Origin of the sequence: Acidiphilium iwatense (assembly GCF_021556475.1) — a bacterium.
Classification (GTDB): Bacteria; Pseudomonadota; Alphaproteobacteria; order Acetobacterales; family Acetobacteraceae; genus Acidiphilium; species Acidiphilium iwatense.
This window is the reverse complement of record NZ_JAKGBZ010000004.1, coordinates 40,705-63,909: the sequence shown is the minus strand read 5'-3', so window position 1 is coordinate 63,909 and position 23,205 is coordinate 40,705. Positions and strand designations below refer to the sequence as shown.

The following is a 23,205-nucleotide window of genomic DNA, read 5'->3' as shown; positions in this document are numbered from 1 at the left end:
ATCAATCCCCCGCCGCGGTGCGTGCCGAGATCGGCATCCGCGAGGCGGGCAGCAGGGTTTGTGCCACCGGCAGCGCGCGCGGCGCCCTTTCCGGCAGGGCGGCAATCACCGACACCGCGACCGATGCCAGATAGGGCAGGGACTGGGTGAACAGTACCAGACACCAGAGCTTCGATTCCGGCGTCGCCCAGTGATGGCCGATGCCCACGCCGAGCAGCGCCGCCCAGGTCAGCACGAGGAGGACAAGCTCCTCCCGCGCCATCACCAGCCCCTGCACGAGGGCCGGCGCATCCTTCATTTTCGGGGTGCGCAGGAACGGCAGCCTGTTGGTGAACAAACCCTTCCACACCGCCTTGCCGATCGTGTGCGACAGCGCCAATCCGGCAACCGCCGCGCCGATCCGGTCGCGCCAGCCGCACGGCACACGGGCGGAATACAGCGCCAGAATCTGCACGATCTTGAAGGCGAACAACCCGATCGAGGGCAGCATGAACAGGAGGATCGGGAATTCGAACCGTACCGGATCGAGGATCAGCCCCGCCGACCACGCGAGCCCCAGCATCAGGAAGGCGAGACCCAGCGCATCGCCGATCCAGGGCAGCCAGCCGGTGACGAAATGCCAGCGCTGGCCGATGGTCAGCGAGCGGTCGAACGGCGAGAGCAGCGCCTTCCAGTGCCGGCGCGAAATCCGCATCGCGCCATAGGCCCAGCGGTAGCGCTGCTTGCGGAAGGCGTTGAAGTCGTCCGGCATCACGCCCCGGCCGAAGCTGCGCTTGGAATAGACCGCGTCATACCCGTCGCGGAACAGGCGCAGGCCGAGCTCGCTGTCCTCGGTGATGCACCACTCGGCCCAGCCCCCCGCTTGATCGGAAGAGCCTTTCACCAGCGCGTCGCGGCGGATCAGCGTCATCGTGCCGTGCTGGATGATCGCGTTGCGCTCGTTGCGATTGACCATGCCGACATGGAAGAACCCGGCATATTCCCAGAACATCATGCGCTTGAAGATCGAGCCGTCATTGTCGCGATAATCCTGCGGGCTCTGGGTGAAGCCCACGCGCGAATCGGCGAAGGCGGGCACCATGCAGCGCAGCCAGTCGGGATCGACGATGTAGTCGCTGTCCAGCACGCCGACGATTTCGGCATCCGGGCTGGTCTCGCGCAGCGCGAAATTCAAGGCACCCGCCTTGAACCCCGGATATTTGCCGAGGGTGAAGAAGCGGAATTTCGGCCCCAGCCGCGCGCAATGCTCGGCAACCGGCTCCCAGGCGCGCGCATCGGCGGTGTTGTTGTCGATCACCAGCACCTCGTAATCCTCGTAATCGAGGGCGGCGAGCGCGTTCAGCGTCTGCTTCACCATCTCCGCCGGCTCGTTGCAGATCGGCAGATGCAAGGAAACCTTCGCAAGCTTCGTTCCCTGCGGAGCAGGGACGGGTTCAAAGTGCCGCTTGTGCACTCGGCCGAACAGGGTTTCGGTCAGGTCGAAACTGTCGGCGATCAGCAGGAACAGCAAAAGCGCCTGGCCGGCGGCGAGCGTGGTCCAGACGGCGGCGGCCGACCAGGATAGATAGGTCTCGCCCATGGTCATCAGCAGCATCGCCAGCGCCGCGCCGAATCCCTGCACCAGGGCCGCGAAAATCAGCTTGCCTTGAACGCGCAGATCAGGTCGGCGCGACAGCAGCAGAAGCGTAATCAACATCGCCAGGGCGGCACTGCCGGCCGCCCAGGGCAGCCAGGCTCGGTTCGGCGTCACCGGGCCGGTCAACGACCATTTCGGCTGGCGCGACAGCGACCACATGCCCCAGTAGCCGGCGGCGCGGCCCTCGAAACTGGTTTTCCAGGGCTGGTCGAATGCCTCCATCACGAAATACTGGAGATGCTGCTTCTGCGCGACATTGAAGAAATCCCGCAGGAACGTCGCCTGCAGCACGCGTGAGGCACGGGCCGCGCCGATATCGATGCCGTCGGACGGCCAGCCGATCTCGCCGATCACCACGCGCTTGCCGGGGAACGCCCGCTGCACCTGATGCAGCCGGTGCAGGGCATAGGCGATCGCGTCCTTCTCCGGCACACCCTCCCAATACGGGAGCAGATGCACGGTGATGAAATCGACCGATTTGGCGAGCGCCGGGTGATGCAGCCAGACATGCCACGGCTCGGCGGTGGAAACCGGCACATGCACGCGCGATTTCACGTAGCGGATATCGGCGGCGAGCTGATCGACCGTCAGGTTGCGGCGCAGAATCACCTCGTTGCCGACCATCACCGCCTTCACGTCCCGGTTGGCGTTGGCGACTGCGACCACCTTGTGCAGCTCGCGCGCATTGGCGCGGAGATGCTGATCGAGCCACGCGCCGAGCGTGACGTTCAGATGATATTTCGCGGCCAGCGCGGGAATCCGCCCGAGATCGCCCTGCACCGTATAGGTGCGGATATCGCGGGTTTTCGTCGCGACCAGCGCGAGGTCCGATTTGATCTGCGCGATCGTGGGATAGACATTGCTCTGCGGGCTCTCGCCGGCATGAAACGGCGAGAAGGCGAAACCGCCGATCTCGCCGCGATAGGCCGGGATGTTGGCGACCGGACGGTTGAGCGCCGCCCAGATGCCGAATGTCGCTGCGGCGGCGCCGATCGCGGCGAACCAGGTGCCGGGGTTGCGCCAGCCGCCACGCGTGCGCGAGCGGCTGACGAGCGGAGCGAGCGGGCGAAGTTGGGCGTGATGCGTCATGAACGGTCATCCGGTTGGCAGCGCAGGGAGCCTCCTGCGTTGCCTCGCAGATGCGTGTGCAGTGAGGCATTGCCCCGGCTAGATTATGGCGGAAGCATGGCATTCGATACGGTTTCAACACGTCAGCCGTGCTATCCGTTCCGGCTTTCCCGAACGCCCTTGAAATGGTCTATGCTGGGCGGAAATCGCGCGGAATCTCAAGGTCGTCATGCAGATCGTTGTCGAAATTGGTTTTTTGTTCCTGTTGATTTTGCTGAACGCGGGTTTCGCGCTGGCTGAGATGGCGCTGGTCTCGTCGCGCCGTGCCGCCCTCGCGCTGCTCGCGCAAAAACACGTCCGCGGCGCCGTCCACGCACGGCTTCTGGCCGAGGCGCCAGACCGTTTCCTGCCCACCGTGCAGATCGGCATCACCGCGATCAGCATCATGACCGGCGTGGTCGGCGGCGCCAAGCTCGCCACCGCGCTCACCCCGCTGCTCCGCCGCGTCGCATTCATCGCGCCGGCGGCGGGCACGGTCGCGCTAATCATCACAATCGTCCTGGTGACGTTTCTCACCCTGGTCTGCGGCGAACTGGTGCCCAAGCAGCTCGCCCTGCGCAACGCCGAGCGGATCGCCTGCGCGGTCGCCTGGCCGATCGACATGTTCGCCCGCGTCGCCGCCCCGGCCGTCTGGCTGCTGGGCGCGACCTCCGATCTTCTGCTCCGCGCCTTCGGTCCCGCCGATCCGCACCGTCGGGCGATCAGCGAGGAGGAGCTGAAAGCCATCCTCGCCGAGGGCACCGCGTCCGGGATGCTGGAATCCGAGGAGCGCGACATGATGGAGCGGGTGATGCGGCTTGCCGACAAGCCGGTGCGCGCGATCATGACGCCGCGCCAGGACATCGCCTGGCTCGACCGTACCGCGCCGCGCGGCCAGGTGATCACCGCCCTCAAGGCCGCGCCCCATTCGCGCTTCGTGGTGTGCGACCGCAGCATCGACAACGTGGTCGGCATCGTCCAGGCCAAGGACATCCTGGACCGGATGCTGGACGGCAAGGACATCTCGATCGCCACGTCGCTGCGTCAGCCGCTCGCGGTGCCGGACGCGATCTCCGCGCTCGACGCGCTGGAACGGCTGAAAGCCGATCCGCTCGGCGTCGCCTTCGTGCTCGACGAATATGGCAGCTTTGAAGGCATGGTCACGGTCGGCGATCTTCTGGAAGCTATCGTCGGCGATGTCGAGGAGCCCACCCACGCCGAAGGGGGCGAAACCGTGCCCGAACGATTCGAGCTCGACGGGCTGGAGCCGATCGACGAGGTCGCGCATCGTCTCCGGCTGATCGAGCTTCCCGCGCACGGCTCCTACCACACGCTCGGTGGTTTCCTGCTCGCTCTGCTGAAACGGGTGCCACGCCAGGGCGACGCCATCGCCTTCGGCGGCTGGCGCTTCGAGGTGCTGGCGATGAACGGTCGCCGGGTCGAGCGCGTCCGCATCAGCCGCGACCCGACGGCAGTGACGTAGGATTTTGACGTACCCTCGGCACTGACTTGACTGTTATGGCGTCCGTTTCCCCCGCGCATAAGCGTAGCTGGCCGGCGGCAGAAGATAGAGCAGCGTCAGCCCCACGCAGACCCCGAGTCCGAGTCTGACATCCACAAGGCAGAGCAGTACGGCCCCGAGATAGATCGCGACCGTGCCGGCATATTGGATGGTCAGATGGTGCAGGAAGGCAGACTCCAGGCGCGGGTGAACCAGTCTGCGTCCCGTGGTGGCGTAGAGCCACATGAGCAGCCAGGTGCATGCCGGAAGCAGGAGGCCGACTGCGTAGAAGGTCGCCGCCGTCGTCCGGTTCGCCGCATCGAGCATGTAATTTCCCAAGGTCGCTGTCGGAAACGGCAGAAAGGAAATCGTCAGCAGGAACAGCAGGTTCAGAAGGTTGAGCGTGTGATTGGTCCGCGTGAACAACTTGAAAATGTAATGATGATTCGCCCAGTAGATGCCGATCATGGTGAAGCTGAGGAGATAGCTGAAATAGGACGGCCAAAGCCCGGTCAACGAGCCGAGAAGGCTGAACGGCCGCGACGATCCATGGGCGTGCGGCACCTTGATCTCCAGGATGAGCAGCGTGATCGCAATGGCGAAAACGCCATCGCTGAACGCCTCGACGCGCCCGGTGTCCCGCTCCGTGGCCGCCGGCGGTATGTCGTGCCCATCCTCGGATCGCGGCTTCGAGTTCATGGCGACACCGCCCCCGGCCTAGTTTTCCGCGCGTTCCAGCGCGGCGCGATCCCACCGCGCCAGCCCGGCGGCCGCGTCGTAACTGCTCCGCAGGAACGCCATCAGGTGGTCATCCGGCGACGCCGCCCGACGGACCGCATCGTAGGGCAGGATGAACTGTCTGAGGCTTTCGCTGTAGAACGCGTCATTCGGGCGAACCGGCGCTGCCGCAAATCCCGGCGGCTCAGGATAGGCATAGCTGTAGAACGCGGGCTGGCCGAATCCCCCATTGCCCGGCCAGAAGCCGCAACTGCTCACCTCATGCGAATATGCCTCCCGCATGACCCACGCCCCGAGGTTGGGAGAGTTGCTGGTCAGCGGCGGCGCGGAACGCCCGGAAAACCGGGTGACCGCCAGATCGAAACTCCCCCAGAAAAAATGCACCGGACTCGCCTTGCCGAGGAATGGCGATCGAAACCGGCTGCAGATCCGGTGCGCCTGGACCAGAATGCGCCAGAAGCGGTGGGCGTATTCCGGGTCGTAGAAGCCATGCTCCCGATCCTGCTCGAACGGGATGGCATCCGGTATCTCGACCGGCATGGTCCAAATCCGGGTCTCCAGCCCAAGCCCGCGCAGCCGGCCCATCACCTCGGCGTAAAAATCGGCGACGGTGCATGGACCAAGTCGGATCATTTCGGTCGCGCCGTCGCTCGTCCGAAGCGTCAGGCAATGGTCGATGAAATCGAAGTCGATCTGAAAGCCGCGGGAACCGTGGGCGATCGGCGAGGTGGTCAGCCCCCGGCTGGTCACATAGAGCGTCGCCTGCCACCAATGGTTGATCATCGGCGCATGGGCGAGGCGGATTTTCCCGACCACCTGGGTCCAGAGATGAAGCGTGGCGCAGGTATCCTCCCACGCCGAGAGCGGAAGCTCTGGCCACGCGTCCAGAGCGGAGCATTGGGGCGGATCATTCATCATGTCTTCCCTTCGACTCCGTCACAGACCTTTACCATATCACAAGCCGGGCGAAATTTTGCGGGAAAGCGGGCAGTGGAGCGAACCAGAGCCGGAATCGTCGGTGCTTGGCGCAAGAAGGCCGCCCGGAGCCAACGTCAAGAAATCATCGAGACCATGACCATCGGCTGCCCATTCTACGGCCAGCCCTAATTTACTGGTGCGGATGGCGGGACTTGAACCCGCACGCCCTGTCGGGCAACAGATTTTAAGTCTGCTGCGTCTACCGATTCCGCCACACCCGCCGCGCCGGTCTCCTGCCACGGGCGCGCCGTCCGTGGCAAATGTCCCGCTTCAGAACCCGCAGGCGACGCGCGCACTGTTCCCGCGCGCGAGGTTGCGGAACCGCGCCAGCGCGAGCAGCGGGAAGAAGCGCGGATAGCCGTGATAGCGCAAATAGAATACGCGCGGGAACCCGACCGCGTTATAGGGTTTCTCGCGCCAGGAGCCATCCTCGTCCTGCGCCGATTGCAGCCAGTCGATGCCGCGCGCCACCGACGGATGCCCGGCCATGCCCGCCGCCATCAGCCCGAGCAGCGCCCAGGCGGTCTGCGACGGCAAGCTTTCATGATACTCGCCGGGCGGCGCATGGGCATAGCTCTCGCAATCCTCGCCCCAGCCGCCATCCTCGCGCTGGCGCGCGATCAGCCATTCGGCGGCGCGCCGGATCATCGGCGAATCATGCGGCAGGCCTGCAGCGTTCAGCGCGCACAAAGCGGACCACGTGCCGTAAATATAGTTGGTGCCCCAGCGGCCGAACCAGGAGCCGTCCGGCTTCTGCTCGCGCCGCAGATAATCCACCCCGCGCGCGATCGCCGGCCGATCCTCGGGATGACCGAGCTGGGCCAGGAACGACACGCAGCGCGCGGCGACGTCGGCGGTCGGCGGATCGAGCAGGGCGCCGTGATCGGCGAAGGGGATGTGGTTGAGATAGTCGAATTCGTTGTCGGAATCGAAGGCGCCCCAGCCGCCGGATTTGCTCTGCATCCCGAGAATCCACAACCGCGCCCGTTCCACCGCCTCGCGATGCGCGGGGTCGCCGGCGCGGTCGAGCAGCATCCCCACCACGGCGGTATCGTCCACGTCCGGGTAATAAGCGTTGTTGTACTGGAACGCCCAGCCGCCCGGCGGCGCGTCCGGCTTGCGATAGGCCCAGTCGCCTTTCACATCGAGCACCTGGCGGGGGATCAGCCAGTCGCAGGCGGCGGCGACGTGCGCATCCTGCGCCCCGGCCGCCTCGGCCAGTGCGTGGGCGGCGAGCGAGGTATCCCACACCGGCGACAGGCAGGGCTGGACATAGATCCCGCCCGGAATCCGCGCGGCGGCATCGGTCACCAGCTTGTGCACCGAGGCCCAGGCAATGGCGTAATCGGGGTGGTCCGGCGCATAGCCGAGCGTATCGAACATCATCACCGCATTGGCCATGGCGGGATAGATGCCGCCCAGCCCATCCTCGCCGTTCAGGCGCGGGGTGATGAAGTCGATCGCGGCCTGGATCGCGCGCTTGCGCGACCGAGATGGGAAATGCCGCTCCAGCGGGCGCAGCACGGTGTCCAGCGCCTTGAACGCATTGCCCATCCACGATTTGTAGGGGCCGCGAATATAGTCGCGCACCTGCTCGGGCGGGGTAACGAACAGCTCGTCGATCCGCACGTCGCGCGGGTTGCGCGCCACCGGCCGCTCGGTCATCAGCACCAGCAGCGGCGCGATCACCGTTCGCGACCAGTAGCTGATTTTCCACATGGTGATCGGGAACCAGCCCGGCAGAAGCATGATCTCGACCGGCATGACCGGACAGGCTCGCCACGGCACCGCGCCGTACAAAGCGAGCTGGATGCGGGTGAACACGTTGGTGCGCTCGGCTCCGCCGCGCGCCAGGATCGCGGCGCGGGCGCGGCGCATATGCGGCGCCTCGGGATCGTCGCCGATCGCCTTGAGCGCGAAATACGCCTTCACGCTGGCCGAGATATCCATCGCCCCGTCATGAAATAGCGGCCAGCCGCCGGGGTTCTGCGGCGAGTTTCCCTGAATCGCCCGCAGATACACGCCGATGCGGGCTTCGAGTTCGGGGTCGATCCGGTCGAGGAAATGCTCCAGCAGCACGTACTCCGCCGGAATCGTCGCGTCGGCCTCCAGCTCATACACATAATGGCCGTCCGGTTGCTGCTCGGCTGCGAGCCGTTCCTGGGCGCGGCCGATCGCGTCGTCGAGTTCGGCAAGGTCGGGTGACAATGTGGTCAGCATGGGTGCCGATATACCGGCGATCGCCGCACCGGGCCATAGCCGGTCGCGCGGTGCGGCGCGATCAGGGTCCGGCGGCGGCAACGCCGCGCGCGCGCCGGGCGAACCAGCTTTGGCCGGGCATCGCCATGAGCTGATCGACGCCCGAGGCGCGCGCCACCGTGCCGTCGCGCAGATAGGCTTCGTGCCGGGCTTCGATCGCATCGGGATCGTAGAGGTAGTTCACCATGACCCCGAAGGATTCGGCGATGCCGCGCGCCGACGGGTTGCCCAGCCAGTTGACTCGCTCCAGCCGCGCCCCGTTGCCCAGATGGAACCGGGCGACCGGATCGGGACGGGCGGCTTCCCGCACCTCGCTCGCCTTGAATCCGCCGGTCAGATAAAGCGCCGCGAATCGTAGCAAGGGCGCGCGCAGGGCACCGGCGAGCGATACGTCGCTCCACCAGTTCCTTGTCTCCAGGACCGTCTTCAGCAGATCGGCGTCGCGGGCCGGGTCCGGCGTCGGATCGGCGGCGATTCCCGCCGCGCGCATCAGCGTCTCGCGTTCTTCCGGCGCGAGCCAGGGCGCCGGCGGTACCGAAAGATCGAGCAAAGCGAGTGCCGCGCGGCGCAGGCCCGGTACCGGCGAAAGGGTGGAAAAACGCTTGAGGCGCGGCAATTCGGCCTGCAACTCCTCAACCACCTGCTTGATCAGGAAATTGCCGAAGGAAATTCCGCGCAACCCCTCCTGGCAGTTGGAAATCGAATAGAAAATCGCGGTATCCGCGCGTTCGGCGGCATCGTGCAGCGCGGCTTCGGCGGCAAGCTCCTCGGACTCGCGCGCGAGCAGCGGACCGATCGCCTCGGCGAGGCCCTTGACCAGTGCTACTTCGACGAAAATCAGCGGTTCGTCCGGCAGGGATGGGTGAAAAAACGCAAAACACCGCCGGTCCGGCGCCAGGCGGCGGCGCAGATCCTCCCAGCCCTGGATTTCATGAACCGCCTCGTATTCGATCAGCTTTTCCAGAACGAAGGCGGGGGTTCGCCAGTCGATTCGGCGCAGTTCGAGAAAGCCGCGGTTGAACCAGGAGGCGAACAGATGCCGCAAATCCGCGTCGAGCGGCCGGAGCGCTTGGTTGCGCGGCAATTCGGCGAGCGCGGCGCGGCGCATCGCGACCAAAGCGGCGGTGCCGCCCGGCGCCATGTTCATCCGGCGCAGCAATTCCTGGCGCGGCGGTTCGGCGGCATCGGCCAGCACGGTCGCGGTCTCCGCGCCCGGCGCCGCGAGATAGGCGCGCGCAGCTGTCTCCAGGCGGTCGTGATCGGGCTCGAAATGGGTGGCGAGAAACTCCAGAAAGCCGATCCGGTCGGCCGGCGAAAGTCCGCCGATCGCGCTCAGCAGCCCCGCCGCGAGGGCGGCGCCGGACGCCTCGCCCCTGCCGCCGAGCAGCGAATCGGCCAGGAGTTCGGCACGCTCGCGCGACGGCAGGTCGGCATTCGGGAAGGTGACGAAATGCCGCCCGTGCTCGGCGATCGACGACCACAGCCGGTCGAGCCAGGAGCGGGTCGGCCGGTCAGGCGGTACGGACGACAATGCTGGCTCGGCCATGCCCTGGTCTCCTTACGACGAGCGGTCCCTTACTATTAAAGGGCGATCGCCTATCGATACCAGAGCCGGCATGTGCGGTCAGCTTCTTTCGGCGAGCGTGTCCACCTTCGCCTGGGCGGTGATCAGCCGGTCGGAGGCGGCGCGGTAAGCGCTCGCGTCCGCCTCGTCCACCTCGCGATAGTCGGCCTCCGCGCGCGCAAGCTCGTCGGCGGCGTCCTGCGCGTCGAGTTCGGCGAGCTTCATGATCGCATCGGCGAGCACGGTGCAGCGCTCTTCGGTCACTTCGGCGAATCCGCCCGAGACGAAGTAGCGGTCGACCACGGCGTCGTTCTCATACAGATCGATCATGCCGCCGCGCAGGCTGGTGATCAGCCTGGAATGGCCCGGCAGAATGCCGAGATCGCCTTCAGTGCCGGGGATCACCACCATGTCCACCGGGCGCGCCAGGAGCAGCCGCTCCGGGCTGATGATTTCGAGAGCGACGGTCACGATCCGCTCCTCAAGCCGTCGTGTTGAGCTGATCGGCCTTCTTCACCGCGTCCTCGATGGTGCCGACCATATAGAACGCGGCTTCGGGCAGGTGATCGTATTCGCCGGCACAGATCGCCTTGAAGCTGCGCACCGTATCCTCGACGCGCACGAACAGGCCGGGTGAGCCGGTGAACACTTCCGCGACATGGAACGGCTGCGACAGGAAGCGCTCGATCTTGCGCGCGCGCGCGACGGTGAGCTTGTCGTCTTCCGACAGTTCGTCCATTCCCAGAATCGCGATAATGTCTTGCAGCGACTTGTAGCTTTGCAGAATGCGCTGAACCTCGCGCGCAACAGCGTAATGCTCCTCGCCGACGACGCGCGGATCGAGCGCGCGCGAGGTTGAATCCAGCGGATCGACCGCCGGATAGATGCCTTTTTCCGAAATCGCCCGGTTCAGCGTCGTGGTCGCATCCAGATGCGCGAACGAGGTCGCCGGTGCCGGATCGGTTAAATCGTCGGCGGGAACATAGATCGCCTGGACCGAGGTGATCGAGCCTTTCTTGGTCGAGGTGATCCGCTCCTGCAACGCACCCATGTCGGTCGCGAGAGTCGGCTGATAACCCACCGCCGACGGAATGCGCCCGAGCAGCGCCGAAACCTCGGCGCCCGCCTGGGTGAAGCGGAAAATGTTATCGACGAAGAACAGCACGTCCTGGCCTTCCTCGTCGCGGAAATATTCGGCGAGGGTCAGGCCCGACAGGCCGACCCGTGCGCGCGCCCCCGGCGGCTCGTTCATCTGGCCGTAGACCAGCGCGACTTTCGAGCCTTCGGTGGTGTTCTCGCCGAGCTTGATGACCCCGGCGTCGATCATCTCGTGATAGAGGTCGTTGCCTTCGCGGGTCCGCTCGCCGACACCGGCGAACACCGAGACGCCGCCATGCGCTTTCGCGATGTTATTGATCAGCTCCTGGATCAGCACGGTCTTGCCCACGCCGGCGCCGCCGAACAGCCCGATCTTGCCGCCCTTGAGGTAGGGTGCCAGCAGATCGACCACCTTGATCCCGGTGACCAGAATTTCCGCCGAGGTCGCCTGATCCTCGAAGGACGGCGCCTCGCGATGGATCGGGTAGGTCAGCTTCGCGTCGATCGGCCCGCGTTCGTCGATCGGCTCGCCGATCACGTTGAGAATCCGGCCCAGCGTCGCCGGCCCGACCGGCACGCGAATGCTATCGCCGGTGTCACCCACTTCGGCACCCCGCGCCAGACCGTCGGTGCTGTCCATCGCGATGCAGCGCACCGTGCGCTCGCCGATTTCCTGCGCCACTTCCAGCACCAGCCGGCGCTCGCCGACCTTGGTTTCCAGCGCGTTCAGAATGAACGGCAAGTCGCCCTCGAACTGCACATCGACCACAGGTCCCATGATCTGCGTGATCCGTCCGGTAATGTTTTTCGCCATGGTCCTGGTTCCCTGTATCGTCGTCTCAGAGCGCTTCCGCGCCGGAGATGATCTCGATCAATTCCTTGGTGATGTTCGCCTGCCGGGTGCGGTTGTAGTTCATCGTCAGGCGGTTGATCATGTCACCCGCGTTGCGCGTCGCGTTATCCATCGCGGTCATCTGGGCCGCCTGGAATCCGGCATTGCTTTCGAGCAGCGCGCGATAGATCTGCACCGCGAGGTTGCGCGGCAGCAGCCGTTCCAGCAGCGAGCCGTCATCCGGTTCGATCTCGTAATCGGCGGTATCGCCGTCGTCGTTCGCCGGCTCGCCGGCGCTGGCGGGAATCAGCGGCGTTTCGGCGACGGTCTGCACCATCACCGAGACGAACCGATTGAACATCAGCGTGCAGCGATCGAAGCCGCCCTCGTCGAATTCGGCGATGATCCGGTTGGCGATCGCTTCGGCATCAGTGAATTCGAGCGATCGGCGGCCGACGAAATTGACATCGCCGATCATCCGGTCGGCCATGTCGCGCCTCAGCGAATCGCGCCCTTTGCGGCCCACGGCGAACAGTTTCACCGTCTTGCCTTCGGCTTCCAGCGCACGCACGCGGTTGCGCACGGCCCGGCTGATCGAGGCGTTGAACGGCCCGGCGAGGCCGCGATCCGCGGTCACCGCGACGATCAGATGCGTCTTGTCCGCCCCGGTGCCGACCAGCAGCGCCGGCGCGTTCGGATTGCTCGCCGCGCCGCGCGCGAGTGCGGCCATCATCTTCGCCATCCGCGTCGCATAGGGCCGCGCCGCCTCGGCCTGCGCCTGGGCGCGGCGCAGCTTGGCGGCGGCGACCATTTTCATCGCCTTGGTGATCTTCTGCGTCGATTTGACGCTGGAGATCCGGTTGCGAAGCGATTTCAGGCTGGGCATCGGCCGGGTCCGTCGCTCACGCGAAGCTCTTCGCGAAAGACTGGATAAACTCGGTCAGCTTCGCCTCGACATCCTTCTTGATTTCGCGGTCGTCGCGGATCGACTTCAGAATCTCCGGCGCGCGGGCCTTCAGTTCCGAAATCAACTGGCTCTCGAAATCGCCGATCCGGTCGATCGGTACGTCGTCGAGATGGCCACGCGTTCCGGTGAAGATCGCCACCACCTGCTCCTCGACCGGCAGCGGCTTATATTGCGGCTGCTTGAGCAGTTCGGTCAGCCGCGCGCCGCGTGCCAGCAGCTTCTGGGTCGAGGCGTCGAGGTCGGAGGAAAACTGCGAAAACGCCGCCATCTCGCGATACTGCGCGAGATCGAGCTTGATCTTGCCGGCGACCTGCTTCATCGCCTTGATCTGCGCCGCCGAACCGACGCGCGACACCGAGGCCCCCACGCTCACCGCCGGACGGATGCCTTTGAAGAACAATTCGGTTTCGAGGAATATCTGGCCGTCGGTGATCGAGATCACGTTGGTCGGAATATAGGCCGCGATATCGCCTGCCTGGGTTTCGATCACCGGCAGCGCGGTCAGGCTGCCCGCGCCGAACTCGTCGGACATCTTGCACGCCCGCTCCAGCAGCCGCGAATGCAGATAGAATACGTCGCCGGGATACGCTTCGCGCCCCGGCGGCCGGCGCAGCAGCAGCGACATCTGCCGGTAGGCGACCGCCTGCTTTGACAGATCGTCATAGAAAATAACCGCGTGCATCGAGTTGTCACGGAAATACTCGCCCATCGCGCAGCCGGTATAGGGGGCGAGGAACTGCATCGGCGCGGGCTCGGAGGCGGTCGCGGCGACCACGATGGAATATTCCATCGCGCCGTTCTCTTCGAGGGTGCGCACCAGTTGCGCGACGGTCGAGCGCTTCTGGCCGATCGCGACATAGATGCAATAGAGTTTCTTGCTCTCGTCGTTCGTTTCGTTGCCTTGGGCGTTGATGATTTTCTGGTTGATGATCGTGTCGATGATCACTGCGGTCTTGCCGGTCTGGCGATCGCCGATGATCAGCTCGCGCTGGCCGCGCCCGATCGGGATCAGCGCGTCGATCGACTTGATGCCGGTCTGCATCGGCTCGTGCACCGATTTGCGCGGAATGATGCCCGGCGCCTTGACCTCGACCAGCCGGCGTTCGGTGGTCTCGATCGGGCCCTTGCCGTCGATCGGGTTGCCGAGCGCATCGACCACGCGGCCGAGCAATCCCTTGCCCACCGGCACGTCGACGATCTGCCCGGTGCGGGTCACGGTGTCGCCTTCGCGGATCGCACGGTCCTCGCCGAAAATGACGATGCCGACATTGTCGTTTTCAAGATTGAGCGCCATGCCCTTGACGCCGGCATTGGGGAAATCGACCAGTTCGCCAGCCATCGCGTTGGCAAGGCCGAAGACGCGCGCGATACCGTCACCCACCGACAGCACCTGTCCGGTCTCGGCGACATTCGCATCGGTGTCGAAACTCGCGATCTGACGCTTCAGAATCTCGGAGATTTCGGCAGGGCGGATCTCCATATCAGGCGGCTCCCTTCATCACATGGCGCAGGCGTTGCAGGCGCGATTTCAAACTCGTGTCGTACAGGCGCGAACCGATCTTGACCGACATGCCGCCGAGCAGCGCGGGATCGACGGTTTCGCGAATGACCACCCGGCCATACCCGGCTTCGGCGAGGCGTGCCGCGAGCTGCGCGCGCTGGGTGTCGGTCAGCTTGTGGGCGGTGGCGACCTCGGCGGTGACGATTCCGCGCTTCTCCGCGACAAAGCCGGCAAATCCCGAAATCAGCCCAGGCAGCTCGTGCAGCCTTCGATTGGCGATCGCGGTGGCGACAAAACGCTTCACCAGATCGGAAAAACCCTGGCTCGCCAGCACCGCATCCATCGCGCGTCCGGCCTCGGTCACGTCGATCGCCCGGCTTTCGATCAGCCGGCTCAGCGGTTCGGACTGGCCGATCAGCGCGCCGAGCGCCTCCATCTCCGCGATGGTCCGGTCGAGTTGCTTCTGCTCGTCGGCCAGTTCGTAGAGCGCGCGGGCATAGCGCTGCGACAGGCCGGACGGCCGCTCAGAAATGCCAGATGCTGACATGGTGGACGACAAGCGTGCGTTCCCGTTCCCGATGCGATTCGACGTTTCAGCCTCGGAACATTCCGGCCATGACCGTTCTCGGCATCACAGGCGCGGCTATCCGTCCGCCCTTTCGGCCGGCGTGCGGCGACTAGCATAGCCCCCATGCCCGCGCAACACATGCATTCACAGGAATGAGACCGGATCGATATCGATATCAACACGGGCCGCGCGCGGCACATCGGCCCGTTCGAGCCACGCGCGCAGGATCGGCTGCACCGCGACATTGCGCGGCGTGCGCAGCAGCAGGCGGCGCCGGTGCCGCCCGCGCAGCAGCGCGAACGGGGCGGGTGCCGGGCCGAGCACCAGCGCCTCGTCCGGCGGCGGCGCGGCGCGGGCGAGGGCGCTCGCGGCCGTATCGGCGATCCCGGAATCGGCGGCGCTCACGATCAGCGCGGCGAGCCGGCCGAACGGCGGCCAATGGCCGGGGGCGCGCAGCGCGGCTTCGGCGCGGCGAAATTGCGCGAGATCGCCGTCGATCAGCGTGCGCATCACCGGATGATCCGGCGCGAAGCTCTGCAGCAGCACGCGTCCCGGCACTCCCGCGCGCCCGGCGCGCCCGGCCACCTGATGCAGCAATTGCGCACTGCGTTCGGCGGCGCGCAGATCGCCGCCGGAGAGACCGAGATCGGCATCGACCACGCCCACCAGCGCCAGATCGGGGAAATGCCAGCCTTTCGCGATCATCTGGGTGCCGATGATCAGATCGACCTCGCGGTCGACAATGGCGCGCGCCGCCGCCGCCGCGTCATCGGGCGAAGCGATCGCATCGCTCGCCATCACGATGCGCCGCATATCGGGGAACAATTCAGCGGCTTCCTCGGCGATCCGCTCCACCCCAGGCCCGATCGGCGCCATGCTCTCGGCGGCGCCGCAGGATGGGCAGGTTTCCGGCAAGGCCTCGGTATGGCCGCAATGATGGCACAGCAGGCCCGCCGGCGCGCGGTGCGCCACCAGCCACGCGGTGCAGTTCGGGCAGGTGATCCGGTGTCCGCAGGCGCGGCACAGGGTCAGCGGCGCATAGCCGCGCCGGTTCAGGAACAGCATCGCCTGACCGCCCCCCGCCAGGGTCGCGGCCAGGGCGTCGGTCAGCACAGGGGAGAGGAATTTTCCGCGCGGCGGCGGGAATGCGCGAAGGTCGATCGCCGCGATCGCCGGCAATGCCGCGCCGCCATGCCGCGCCGCGAGAGTGATATGCGCATAGCGCCCGGAGTCCGCGTTCACCGCCGATTCCAGGCTCGGCGTGGCGGAAGCCAGGATCGCCGCCGCATCGGCCAGCCGCGCGCGCACCACCGCCATGTCGCGCGCGTGATAGGCCACGCCGTCCTCCTGCTTATAGGCGGATTCGTGCTCCTCATCGACGACGACGACCCCGAGATCGGCGAAAGGCAGGAACAGGGCAGAACGCGCGCCGACCACCAGCCGGCTCGCGCCGCGCGCCACGGCGTGAAAATTCGCCCGCCGGACCGACGGCGTCAGGCCGGAATGCCACAGCGTCGGTGCCGCGCCGAACCGCGCCGCGAATCGTGTGGTGAACTGGGCCGAGAGGGCGATTTCCGGCAGCAGAACCAGCGCCTGCCGGTCTTGCCGCAACGCCTCGGCAACCGCTTCCAGATACACCTCGGTCTTGCCCGAGCCGGTCACGCCTTCCAGCAGGGTCACGCCGAAGCGCCGCGCGGCGACGCTGTTTCGCAGCACTGTGGCGGCCTCTGCCTGCTCCGGGGACAGGTTTGGCGCGGCATGATCGGGATCTGGAGCCGGCGTTGCCGCGCCGCGCCGGGCCGGCACGAGAAACCCGGCATCGGCCATCGCGCGCACCACGCCCGCCGAAACCCCGGCGGCTTGCGCCAGCGCCACGGTGTCCGGCCGGTCGAGTTCGGCCAGCGCCGCGAGTACCCTACCGCGCGAAGCCGTCATCCGCCGATCGCCCGGCGTGCCGGCGGCCCAGCCGAAACTCTCGGGCGGGCGTTGCAGCAGGTTGGATTTCAGCGCGAGCGCCAGCACTTCGCCGCGCGGCGCCATGGTGTATTGCGCCACCCAGTCGACGAAGCGGCGCAGCGTCGCGGGCAGGGCAGGGGCGTCGCACATCCCGGCGACCGGTTTAAGCCGCCGGTCCGGCAGGGTTTCGTCCGGCACATCGTCCCACACCGCGCCCGGCATCATCCGCTTGCCCAGCGGCACCGTCACGATGGCACCCGGCACAAGCTCCATCCCCGCCGGCACCGCATAGTCGAACGCACGGTCGAACGGGTAAGGCAGCAGGACCGCGACCCGGCGGATCATCATGACCCGCCCCGAGTGACCGTCTGCTCAAACGTTGAAGCGGAACAACAAAACGTCGCCATCCTGCACGGTATAGGCGCGTCCCTCGATTCGCAGCTTGCCGGCGTCACGCGCGCCGGCCTCGCCGCCCAGCGTGACGTAATCGTCATAGGCGATGGTTTCGCAGGCGATGAAGCCGCGCTCGAAATCGCCATGGATCACTCCCGCCGCCGCCGGTGCGGCGGTGCCGCGCGTGATCGTCCAGGCACGGGTTTCCTTGGGCCCGACGGTGAAATAGGTGATCAGCCCGAGCAAATCGTAGCCCGCGCGGATCACCCGGTCGAGCCCGGAATCGGCCAGCCCCAGCCCTTCGAGAAACTCGGCGCGTTCGCCCGGCGGCAATTGCGCGACCTCGGCTTCGATCGCCGCCGAAACCACCACATGAGCCGCGCCCTGCGCCGCCGCCATCGCGGCAACCCTTACCGATTGGGCATTGCCGCTCGCCGCCGAAGCCTCCTCGACATTGCTTACGTAAAGCACCGGCTTCGCGGTGAGCAGATTGAGTCGCCGCACTGCCTCGTCCTCGCCTTTCGGGATCGCGGCCCGTGCCGGCCGGCCTGCCTCCAATGCCGCCAGGATCGGCTCGACCAAAGCAAGCTCCGCTGCCGCAGCGCGATCGTTGCCGCGCGCCTTTTTCTGCAAATTCGGCACTCGCTTCTGCAAGCTCTCCAGATCGGCCAGCATCAGTTCGGTTTCGACCGTCTCGGCATCGCGCAGCGGGTCGATGCCGCCCTCCACATGCGTCACGTCGTCATCCTCGAAGCAGCGCAGCACGTGGATGATCGCATCGACTTCGCGGATATTGGCCAAAAATTGATTGCCCAGCCCTTCGCCCTTGGCAGCGCCGCGCACCAGCCCGGCGATATCGACGAATTCCAGGCTGGTCGGCACGATTTTCGCCGACTTGCCGATCTTCGCCAGCGTCTCCAGCCGCGCGTCCGGCACCGCGACCCGGCCGATATTCGGCTCGATCGTGCAGAACGGGTAATTCGCCGCCTGCGCCGCGACGGTCGCGGTCAGCGCGTTGAACAAAGTCGATTTGCCGACATTCGGCAGGCCGACGATGCCGCAGTTGAAGCCCATTCTACGCTCCGTTATTGTTCAGCAACGCAACCCTGGTCATGAACTCTTCCGGCTTGTCCTGCGCGAGCAGCGCCGCCGCGTCGGACACCGCTTCCAGGGTCGCGATCAGCCAGTCCTCGTCGTCCTTGGTGAAATTGCCGAGCACATGGCCATGCACCCGCGCCTTGTCGCCCGGATGGCCGATGCCGAGCCGCACCCGCCAGTAATCCTGCGCGCCAAGCCGCTGGTCGATACTGCGCAGCCCGTTATGTCCCGCCGCCCCGCCGCCGCGCTTGACCCGGATCTTGCCGGGAACCAGATCGAGCTCGTCGTGGAACACCGTGATCGCGTCCGGTGCGAGCTTGAAAAACGCTGCCGCCGGTTGAACCGCATTGCCGGAGCAGTTCATGTAGGTCGCCGGCTTCAGCGCGATGATCTTCTCGCCGCCGATGCTGCCCTCCGCAGCCACACCGCTGAAGCGCCGCCGCCAGGGCGAGAACCCGTGGCGGTCGGCGATCACGTCGATCGCCATGAAGCCGATATTGTGCCGGTTCCGCGCCATCCCCGGTTCGGGATTGCCGAGGCCGACCCACAGCTTCACGGCGAGGCTTTACTTCTTCGCGGCAGGCTTGGCCGGAGCAGCAGCCTTGGCCGGGCCGCCTTTCGCCGGTGCCGGCGCGGTCGCGGCCTGGGCCGGTTCCGGCGCCGTCTCGGCGATCACGGTCGGCGCGGCCACGGTCGCGACCACGAAATCCCGGTCGATGATGGTCGGGCGCGCGCCTTCGGTGCCTTTCAGATCATGCCAGCGTATATTGTCGTTGATGTCGAGCGGGCCGAGATCCGCCTCGAAATGATCGGGGATGCTGTCGGGGTCGCACAGTACCTCGACCGCGTGGCGCACCACGTTGAGCATCCCGCCGCGCTTCAGCCCGACCGAGATCGCCTCGTTCAGGAAGGTCACCTGCACCGCGACGCGCACCTTCTCGCCGGCGGCGAGGCGCTGGAAATCGACATGCTCGGGCCGATCGGTTACCGGGTGGAACTGCACGTCGCGCATCAGCGCGCGCGTCTTGGTCTTGCCGGTATCGATTTCGTACAGCCGCGAGCGCCAGCCGCCGCGCTTGAGTTCGCGCAGCACGATTCGCGGGTCGAGCGCGATCAGGCTGGGTTCCTGCTTCGCGCCGTAAATCACCGCCGGCACCTTGCCGTCCCGCCGTGTCGCCCGCGCCACCCCCTTGCCGGCCCGCGCGCGATCCTCGGCCGTGATGGTCTCGAATGTGGCCATATGTCGCTCCTGATCCAATGGAAAAAGCCGGCCTCCAGGGGTGCCGGCGCGGCCCGGATTAGCCGATCGCCCCGCCCAAGGCAAGCAACCCTGAAAAATGGCGGAACAATCGCGAACGGCGCAGCCGTCATTGCGACGTCGAGCTTCGCGAGGCGGAAACAATCCATATGTGGGCGCATCGTGCACTTTCGGCTCAAAACCGCCTTGGCCCACAACCCGAAACCCACCCTACAAAATAAACCGCTCGCCCAGATAGACCCGCCGCACATCCTGATGCGCGACCACTGCCTCGGGCGGGCCCTCCATCAGAACCTGGCCGTCGTGCAGAATATAGGCGCGGTCGATCACTTCCAGCGTCTCGCGCACATTGTGGTCGGTGATCACCACCCCGAGCCCGCGATCCTTCAAATGCGCCACCAGATCGCGAATCTCGCCCACCGCGATCGGGTCGATCCCCGCCAGCGGCTCGTCGAGCAGGATATAGCTCGGCCCGGTCGCCAGAGCCCGCGCGATCTCCACCCGCCGCCGCTCACCGCCCGACAGCGCCAGCGCCGGGGTGCGGCGCAGATGGGCGATGCCGAATTCGGCGAGCAGCGCATCGAGCATCGCATCGCGCCGGTCGCGATCGGCCTCGACCACCTCCAGCGCCGCCGTGATGTTCTGCTCGACGGTCAGGCCCCGGAACACGCTGGCTTCCTGCGGCAGATAGCCGATGCCGAGGCGCGCGCGGCGATACATCGGCAGGGCCGAGATATCCGCGCCGTCGAGCATGATCGAGCCGGTATCCGGCTGGATCAGCCCGACGATCATGTAGAACGTGGTCGTCTTGCCCGCGCCGTTCGGGCCGAGCAGCCCCACCGCCTCGCCGCGCCGGAGCGTGACCGAGACGTTGCGCACCACCGGCCGCTTGCGGAAACTCTTGCCCAGCCCGCGCGCGATGAGGCCCGCATTGGGCGATCCGCCGTCCCGCAACCCACCATCCAGCACGCGCAGTTTTTCCTTCATGGTGCGGGTTTCGCCCCGGATTGCGGCGGTTTCGCGGCACCTTGCTTCGGGGGGGGCGCCGAATTGGGCAGCACCAGCCCTTCGACCCGCTGACCCGGCGCCGAAAGCAGCGTGGCGAGGCCGGTCTTGGTATTGACCCGCGCTTTCTGCCCGGCCAGTTCGTTCGGTCCGCGCGTGACATGCACATTGCCGGTCAGGATCGCGATGCCGGTCGCCGGATGATAAATGCCATGGTCGCCGGTCGCGATATCGGTCGCGGTGCGCACCACCACATGCCCCTCGGCGACCACCTTGCGCAATTTGTCGGACTGGTCGGGCGTCGCATTGGCCGAACTCTGCGTCGCCGTTTGCGCAGCACCGGGGACGAAATATCCGGTCAGCCGGTCCGCCGCGATCGAGCGATGGTCTTTGGCCACGATCAGCGCATTGCCGATCGCCACCGCCTTGCGCGCTTTCGACCAGTACTGGAGCTGGTCGCGCGCGGTCACCGTATCGTTCGGCGTAATCAGTTTCAGATCATGCCCGGTCAGCACTAGCTCGCCGAGCGCCATGTGATAGACGGCAAGGTCGCCGAAGGCCTGGTCGGTCCTGGTGAAAATATGCACGTGTCCGACCGCGTCGAGCCGGGTGATCTGCGATTCCCCGGAATCGAGGCTTGAAAGCGCATCCGGCGCCGCTGCCGGCTTCGTCCCTGCCGCCCCGCCCGCCGGCTTTGGCCCCGGCTTCGGCTGATAATGCGCGATCAATTGATCCGCCGTGATGGTCACCTTGCCGCGCACCGCCTGCGCATTGCCCATTGCGGTCACGGTGCGCGCATTCTGGTTCCAGGCGATGCCGTTGCTCGCGGTGATGTTGATCGGCTGCGGCGTGCCGCCCGAATTGCCGCCGAAGCCGAGCGACTGCGCGGACGCGGCGATCGGTGCGATCAGCACGATCAGGCCCAGGATAACATCGCAGTGCTTCGTCACTGCGTGCCGCCCGTGCCGGAAGGCGGCGCGCTTACCTGATCGAGGGTCAGGTGCGAAATGCCCTTGAACAGGATTTTCGAGCCCCGGTCCCGCACGGCGAACCCATCCTTCGACCGCAATTTGCCGAACGGCCCGTAGGCGAAGACCGGATCGCTGCCCGCTGCGCTGTCGTTCTTGAGATCGATCGCCGCGCGGTGGGTGCGGAGCGTGGTGCCGTCGGCGCGATACAGCGTCACCTTGCCGGCGAGTCCGAGCATCTGGGTTTTCTGGTGATACAGGCCGGTTCTGGCATTCAGCATCAGCCAGGCGCCGGAATTCAGCATGATATCGCCCTTGGGCCGGGTCAGGCTCAGCCGGTTCTCGCTGATCTGCAAGGCGTGTTTCGCGGTGACGGTGAATTTCTGGCCCTGCGCGTCGACCCCGCGATAGCGCGCGACGCTCATGCGCGACAGCGGGGTCTTATGCGCCGTGGTCTGCTTCTTATAGGAGATGCGCCCGAAATTCGCCCCGCTGCGCAGGTTCGGAAACACCGCCAGCGCAACCAGCAGCACCGCCGCCAGTGCGGGCAGCACGAATTTCGCGATCGATACAGTGCGCCGGTGCCGGCCGAGCAGGGCACGCTGCTCGTCGCGGGTCCGCGCGAGCGTCGCGAACACGCCGTCGATCGACAGCAGCGCCGCCGCCTTGGCCGGTTTGCCTGCCGGATTCGGCGGGGTCATGCGCGCCTCATGCCACACCGGCGCGCAAGAGATCGTGGATATGCACGATGCCGAGCACGCACCGCTCCGCGTCGACCACGAACAGGCTGGTCACTTTCGGCACCAGCGCGGTCATATCGTGCAGCGCCTCCTCGGCGAGCGCGTCCGGCCCGATCACCCGCGGCTCGCTTGTCATCACCGCATCGACCCGCCGCCCCAGCAGTTCGGGCGCCATGGCGCGGCGCAGATCGCCGTCAGTGACGATCCCGAGCAGCCGCCGCTCGGCATCGACGACGCCGAGGCAGCCGAAATGCTTTTCGGTGATCCGCAAAATCGCCCGGTCCATCGTGGTCTCCGGCCCGGCGAGCGGCACCGCGTCACCTTCATGCATCAGTTCGCGCACCCGCTTGAGCCGGGCGCCGAGCGTGCCGCCCGGATGGAACTGGCCGAATTCCGCGGCGGTCAACCGCCGGCGCATCATCAGCGTCACCGCCAGCGCATCGCCGAGCGCCATCTGCATCGTCGTGCTGGTGGTCGGCGCCAGGCCGATCGGCCCGGCCTCGGGGGCGGGTGGCAGCAGCAGAACCAGGTCGGCGGCGCGCGCCAGCGTGCTGTCCGCCCGCGCGGTGATCGCGATCAGCTTCAGCGCGAAGCGCCGCGCATGGGTGACGATCGCCGCGAGTTCCGCCGCCTCGCCGCCATTGGACAAAGCGAGCACCGCATCGCCCGGCACGATCATGCCGAGGTCGCCGTGACTCGCTTCCGCCGGATGCACGAACAGAGCCGGCGTGCCGGTCGAAGCCAGGGTCGCGGCGATCTTGCGCGCGACATGGCCGGATTTGCCCATGCCGGTCACCACCACCCGCCCGGCGACGCCGTGCAGCACGTCCATCGCGGCGGCGAACGGCGCCCCGAGCGAATCCGCCAGCGCGGACAGCGCCGCCGCCTCGGTCATCAGCACGTCGCGGGCGATCTCCAGTTCCGGCACATCGGATGCGATTTCGCCGGGCGATCGGTCGGCGCGGCTCCGCGTCTCCGTCCGGCGCACGGTCTGGCTGGTCATCATATCTTTGTATGAGACGATGCGGCGCGCCGGGT

General features: G+C 66.5%; 19 protein-coding genes and 1 tRNA gene. 1 reads left to right on the top strand and 19 read right to left on the bottom strand.

The genetic code is table 11. The features are described from left to right. Window position 1: 1 nt before the first annotated feature. Window positions 2-2,725, bottom strand: a complete 2,724-nt coding sequence (locus L2A60_RS03480) for a glycosyltransferase family 2 protein (RefSeq protein ID WP_235702984.1) — start codon at window positions 2,723-2,725, stop codon at window positions 2-4. 208 nt (window positions 2,726-2,933) lie between these two features. Between L2A60_RS03480 and L2A60_RS03475 the strand changes: the two genes are divergently transcribed. Further along, window positions 2,934-4,226, top strand: coding sequence for a hemolysin family protein (locus L2A60_RS03475; protein WP_235702983.1), 1,293 nt, complete (start codon window positions 2,934-2,936; stop codon window positions 4,224-4,226). A gap of 33 nt (window positions 4,227-4,259) precedes the next feature. Here the strand turns inward: L2A60_RS03475 and L2A60_RS03470 are convergent, their stop codons facing one another. The 18 genes from L2A60_RS03470 to L2A60_RS03385 all read right to left on the bottom strand — a co-directional run bounded on the left by L2A60_RS03470 (window position 4,260) and on the right by L2A60_RS03385 (window position 23,170). Further along, the gene (locus L2A60_RS03470; protein WP_235702982.1) at window positions 4,260-4,943 is read right to left on the bottom strand and encodes a TMEM175 family protein; all 684 of its coding nucleotides are present in this window, start codon (window positions 4,941-4,943) and stop codon (window positions 4,260-4,262) included. A gap of 18 nt (window positions 4,944-4,961) precedes the next feature. Then, window positions 4,962-5,897, bottom strand: a complete 936-nt coding sequence (locus L2A60_RS03465; protein WP_235702981.1) for a DUF5996 family protein — start codon at window positions 5,895-5,897, stop codon at window positions 4,962-4,964. A 197-nt stretch (window positions 5,898-6,094) separates the two neighbouring features. Continuing rightward, window positions 6,095-6,181: transfer RNA gene (locus L2A60_RS03460), tRNA-Leu, on the bottom strand. A 49-nt stretch (window positions 6,182-6,230) separates the two neighbouring features. Continuing rightward, the gene (gene shc / locus L2A60_RS03455) at window positions 6,231-8,180 is read right to left on the bottom strand and encodes a squalene--hopene cyclase (RefSeq protein ID WP_235703049.1); all 1,950 of its coding nucleotides are present in this window, start codon (window positions 8,178-8,180) and stop codon (window positions 6,231-6,233) included. 61 nt (window positions 8,181-8,241) lie between these two features. Then, a complete protein-coding gene (locus tag L2A60_RS03450; protein WP_235702980.1) occupies window positions 8,242-9,765 on the bottom strand; it encodes a malonyl-CoA decarboxylase in 1,524 nt (507 codons plus the stop codon). 78 nt (window positions 9,766-9,843) lie between these two features. Continuing rightward, window positions 9,844-10,254, bottom strand: coding sequence for an ATP synthase F1 subunit epsilon (atpC, locus tag L2A60_RS03445; RefSeq protein WP_235702979.1), 411 nt, complete (start codon window positions 10,252-10,254; stop codon window positions 9,844-9,846). 10 nt (window positions 10,255-10,264) lie between these two features. Further along, the gene (gene atpD, locus L2A60_RS03440; RefSeq protein WP_235702978.1) at window positions 10,265-11,695 is read right to left on the bottom strand and encodes a F0F1 ATP synthase subunit beta; all 1,431 of its coding nucleotides are present in this window, start codon (window positions 11,693-11,695) and stop codon (window positions 10,265-10,267) included. A gap of 25 nt (window positions 11,696-11,720) precedes the next feature. After that, window positions 11,721-12,599, bottom strand: a complete 879-nt coding sequence (locus L2A60_RS03435; RefSeq protein WP_235702977.1) for a F0F1 ATP synthase subunit gamma — start codon at window positions 12,597-12,599, stop codon at window positions 11,721-11,723. A gap of 16 nt (window positions 12,600-12,615) precedes the next feature. Beyond that, window positions 12,616-14,160: a F0F1 ATP synthase subunit alpha gene (gene atpA, locus L2A60_RS03430; RefSeq protein ID WP_235702976.1), complete on the bottom strand. Its 1,545-nt coding sequence runs from the start codon at window positions 14,158-14,160 to the stop codon at window positions 12,616-12,618. Window position 14,161: 1 nt separating this feature from the next. Next, entirely contained in the window at window positions 14,162-14,728 is a 567-nt protein-coding gene (locus tag L2A60_RS03425) for a F0F1 ATP synthase subunit delta (protein WP_235702975.1), read from the bottom strand. Window positions 14,729-14,893: 165 nt separating this feature from the next. Further along, the gene (locus tag L2A60_RS03420; RefSeq protein ID WP_235702974.1) at window positions 14,894-17,053 is read right to left on the bottom strand and encodes a primosomal protein N'; all 2,160 of its coding nucleotides are present in this window, start codon (window positions 17,051-17,053) and stop codon (window positions 14,894-14,896) included. 24 nt (window positions 17,054-17,077) lie between these two features. Further along, entirely contained in the window at window positions 17,078-18,172 is a 1,095-nt protein-coding gene (gene ychF, locus L2A60_RS03415) for a redox-regulated ATPase YchF (protein ID WP_235702973.1), read from the bottom strand. Window position 18,173: 1 nt separating this feature from the next. Further along, on the bottom strand, window positions 18,174-18,752 hold the full coding sequence (gene pth, locus L2A60_RS03410) for an aminoacyl-tRNA hydrolase (protein WP_235702972.1): 579 nt from the start codon (window positions 18,750-18,752) through the stop codon (window positions 18,174-18,176). Between the two features lie 9 nt (window positions 18,753-18,761). Further along, a complete protein-coding gene (locus L2A60_RS03405) occupies window positions 18,762-19,436 on the bottom strand; it encodes a 50S ribosomal protein L25/general stress protein Ctc (protein WP_235702971.1) in 675 nt (224 codons plus the stop codon). Between the two features lie 228 nt (window positions 19,437-19,664). Further along, window positions 19,665-20,441, bottom strand: coding sequence for an LPS export ABC transporter ATP-binding protein (gene lptB / locus L2A60_RS03400; protein WP_235702970.1), 777 nt, complete (start codon window positions 20,439-20,441; stop codon window positions 19,665-19,667). Continuing rightward, the gene (locus tag L2A60_RS03395; protein ID WP_235702969.1) at window positions 20,438-21,409 is read right to left on the bottom strand and encodes an LptA/OstA family protein; all 972 of its coding nucleotides are present in this window, start codon (window positions 21,407-21,409) and stop codon (window positions 20,438-20,440) included. Before L2A60_RS03395 ends, lptB begins: the two co-directional genes overlap by 4 nt. Then, complete coding sequence (gene lptC / locus L2A60_RS03390; protein WP_235702968.1) at window positions 21,406-22,128, bottom strand: LPS export ABC transporter periplasmic protein LptC; 723 nt, start codon at window positions 22,126-22,128, stop codon at window positions 21,406-21,408. Before lptC ends, L2A60_RS03395 begins: the two co-directional genes overlap by 4 nt. 7 nt (window positions 22,129-22,135) lie before the next feature. Beyond that, complete coding sequence (locus L2A60_RS03385) at window positions 22,136-23,170, bottom strand: KpsF/GutQ family sugar-phosphate isomerase (protein ID WP_235702967.1); 1,035 nt, start codon at window positions 23,168-23,170, stop codon at window positions 22,136-22,138. Window positions 23,171-23,205: the final 35 nt, after the last annotated feature.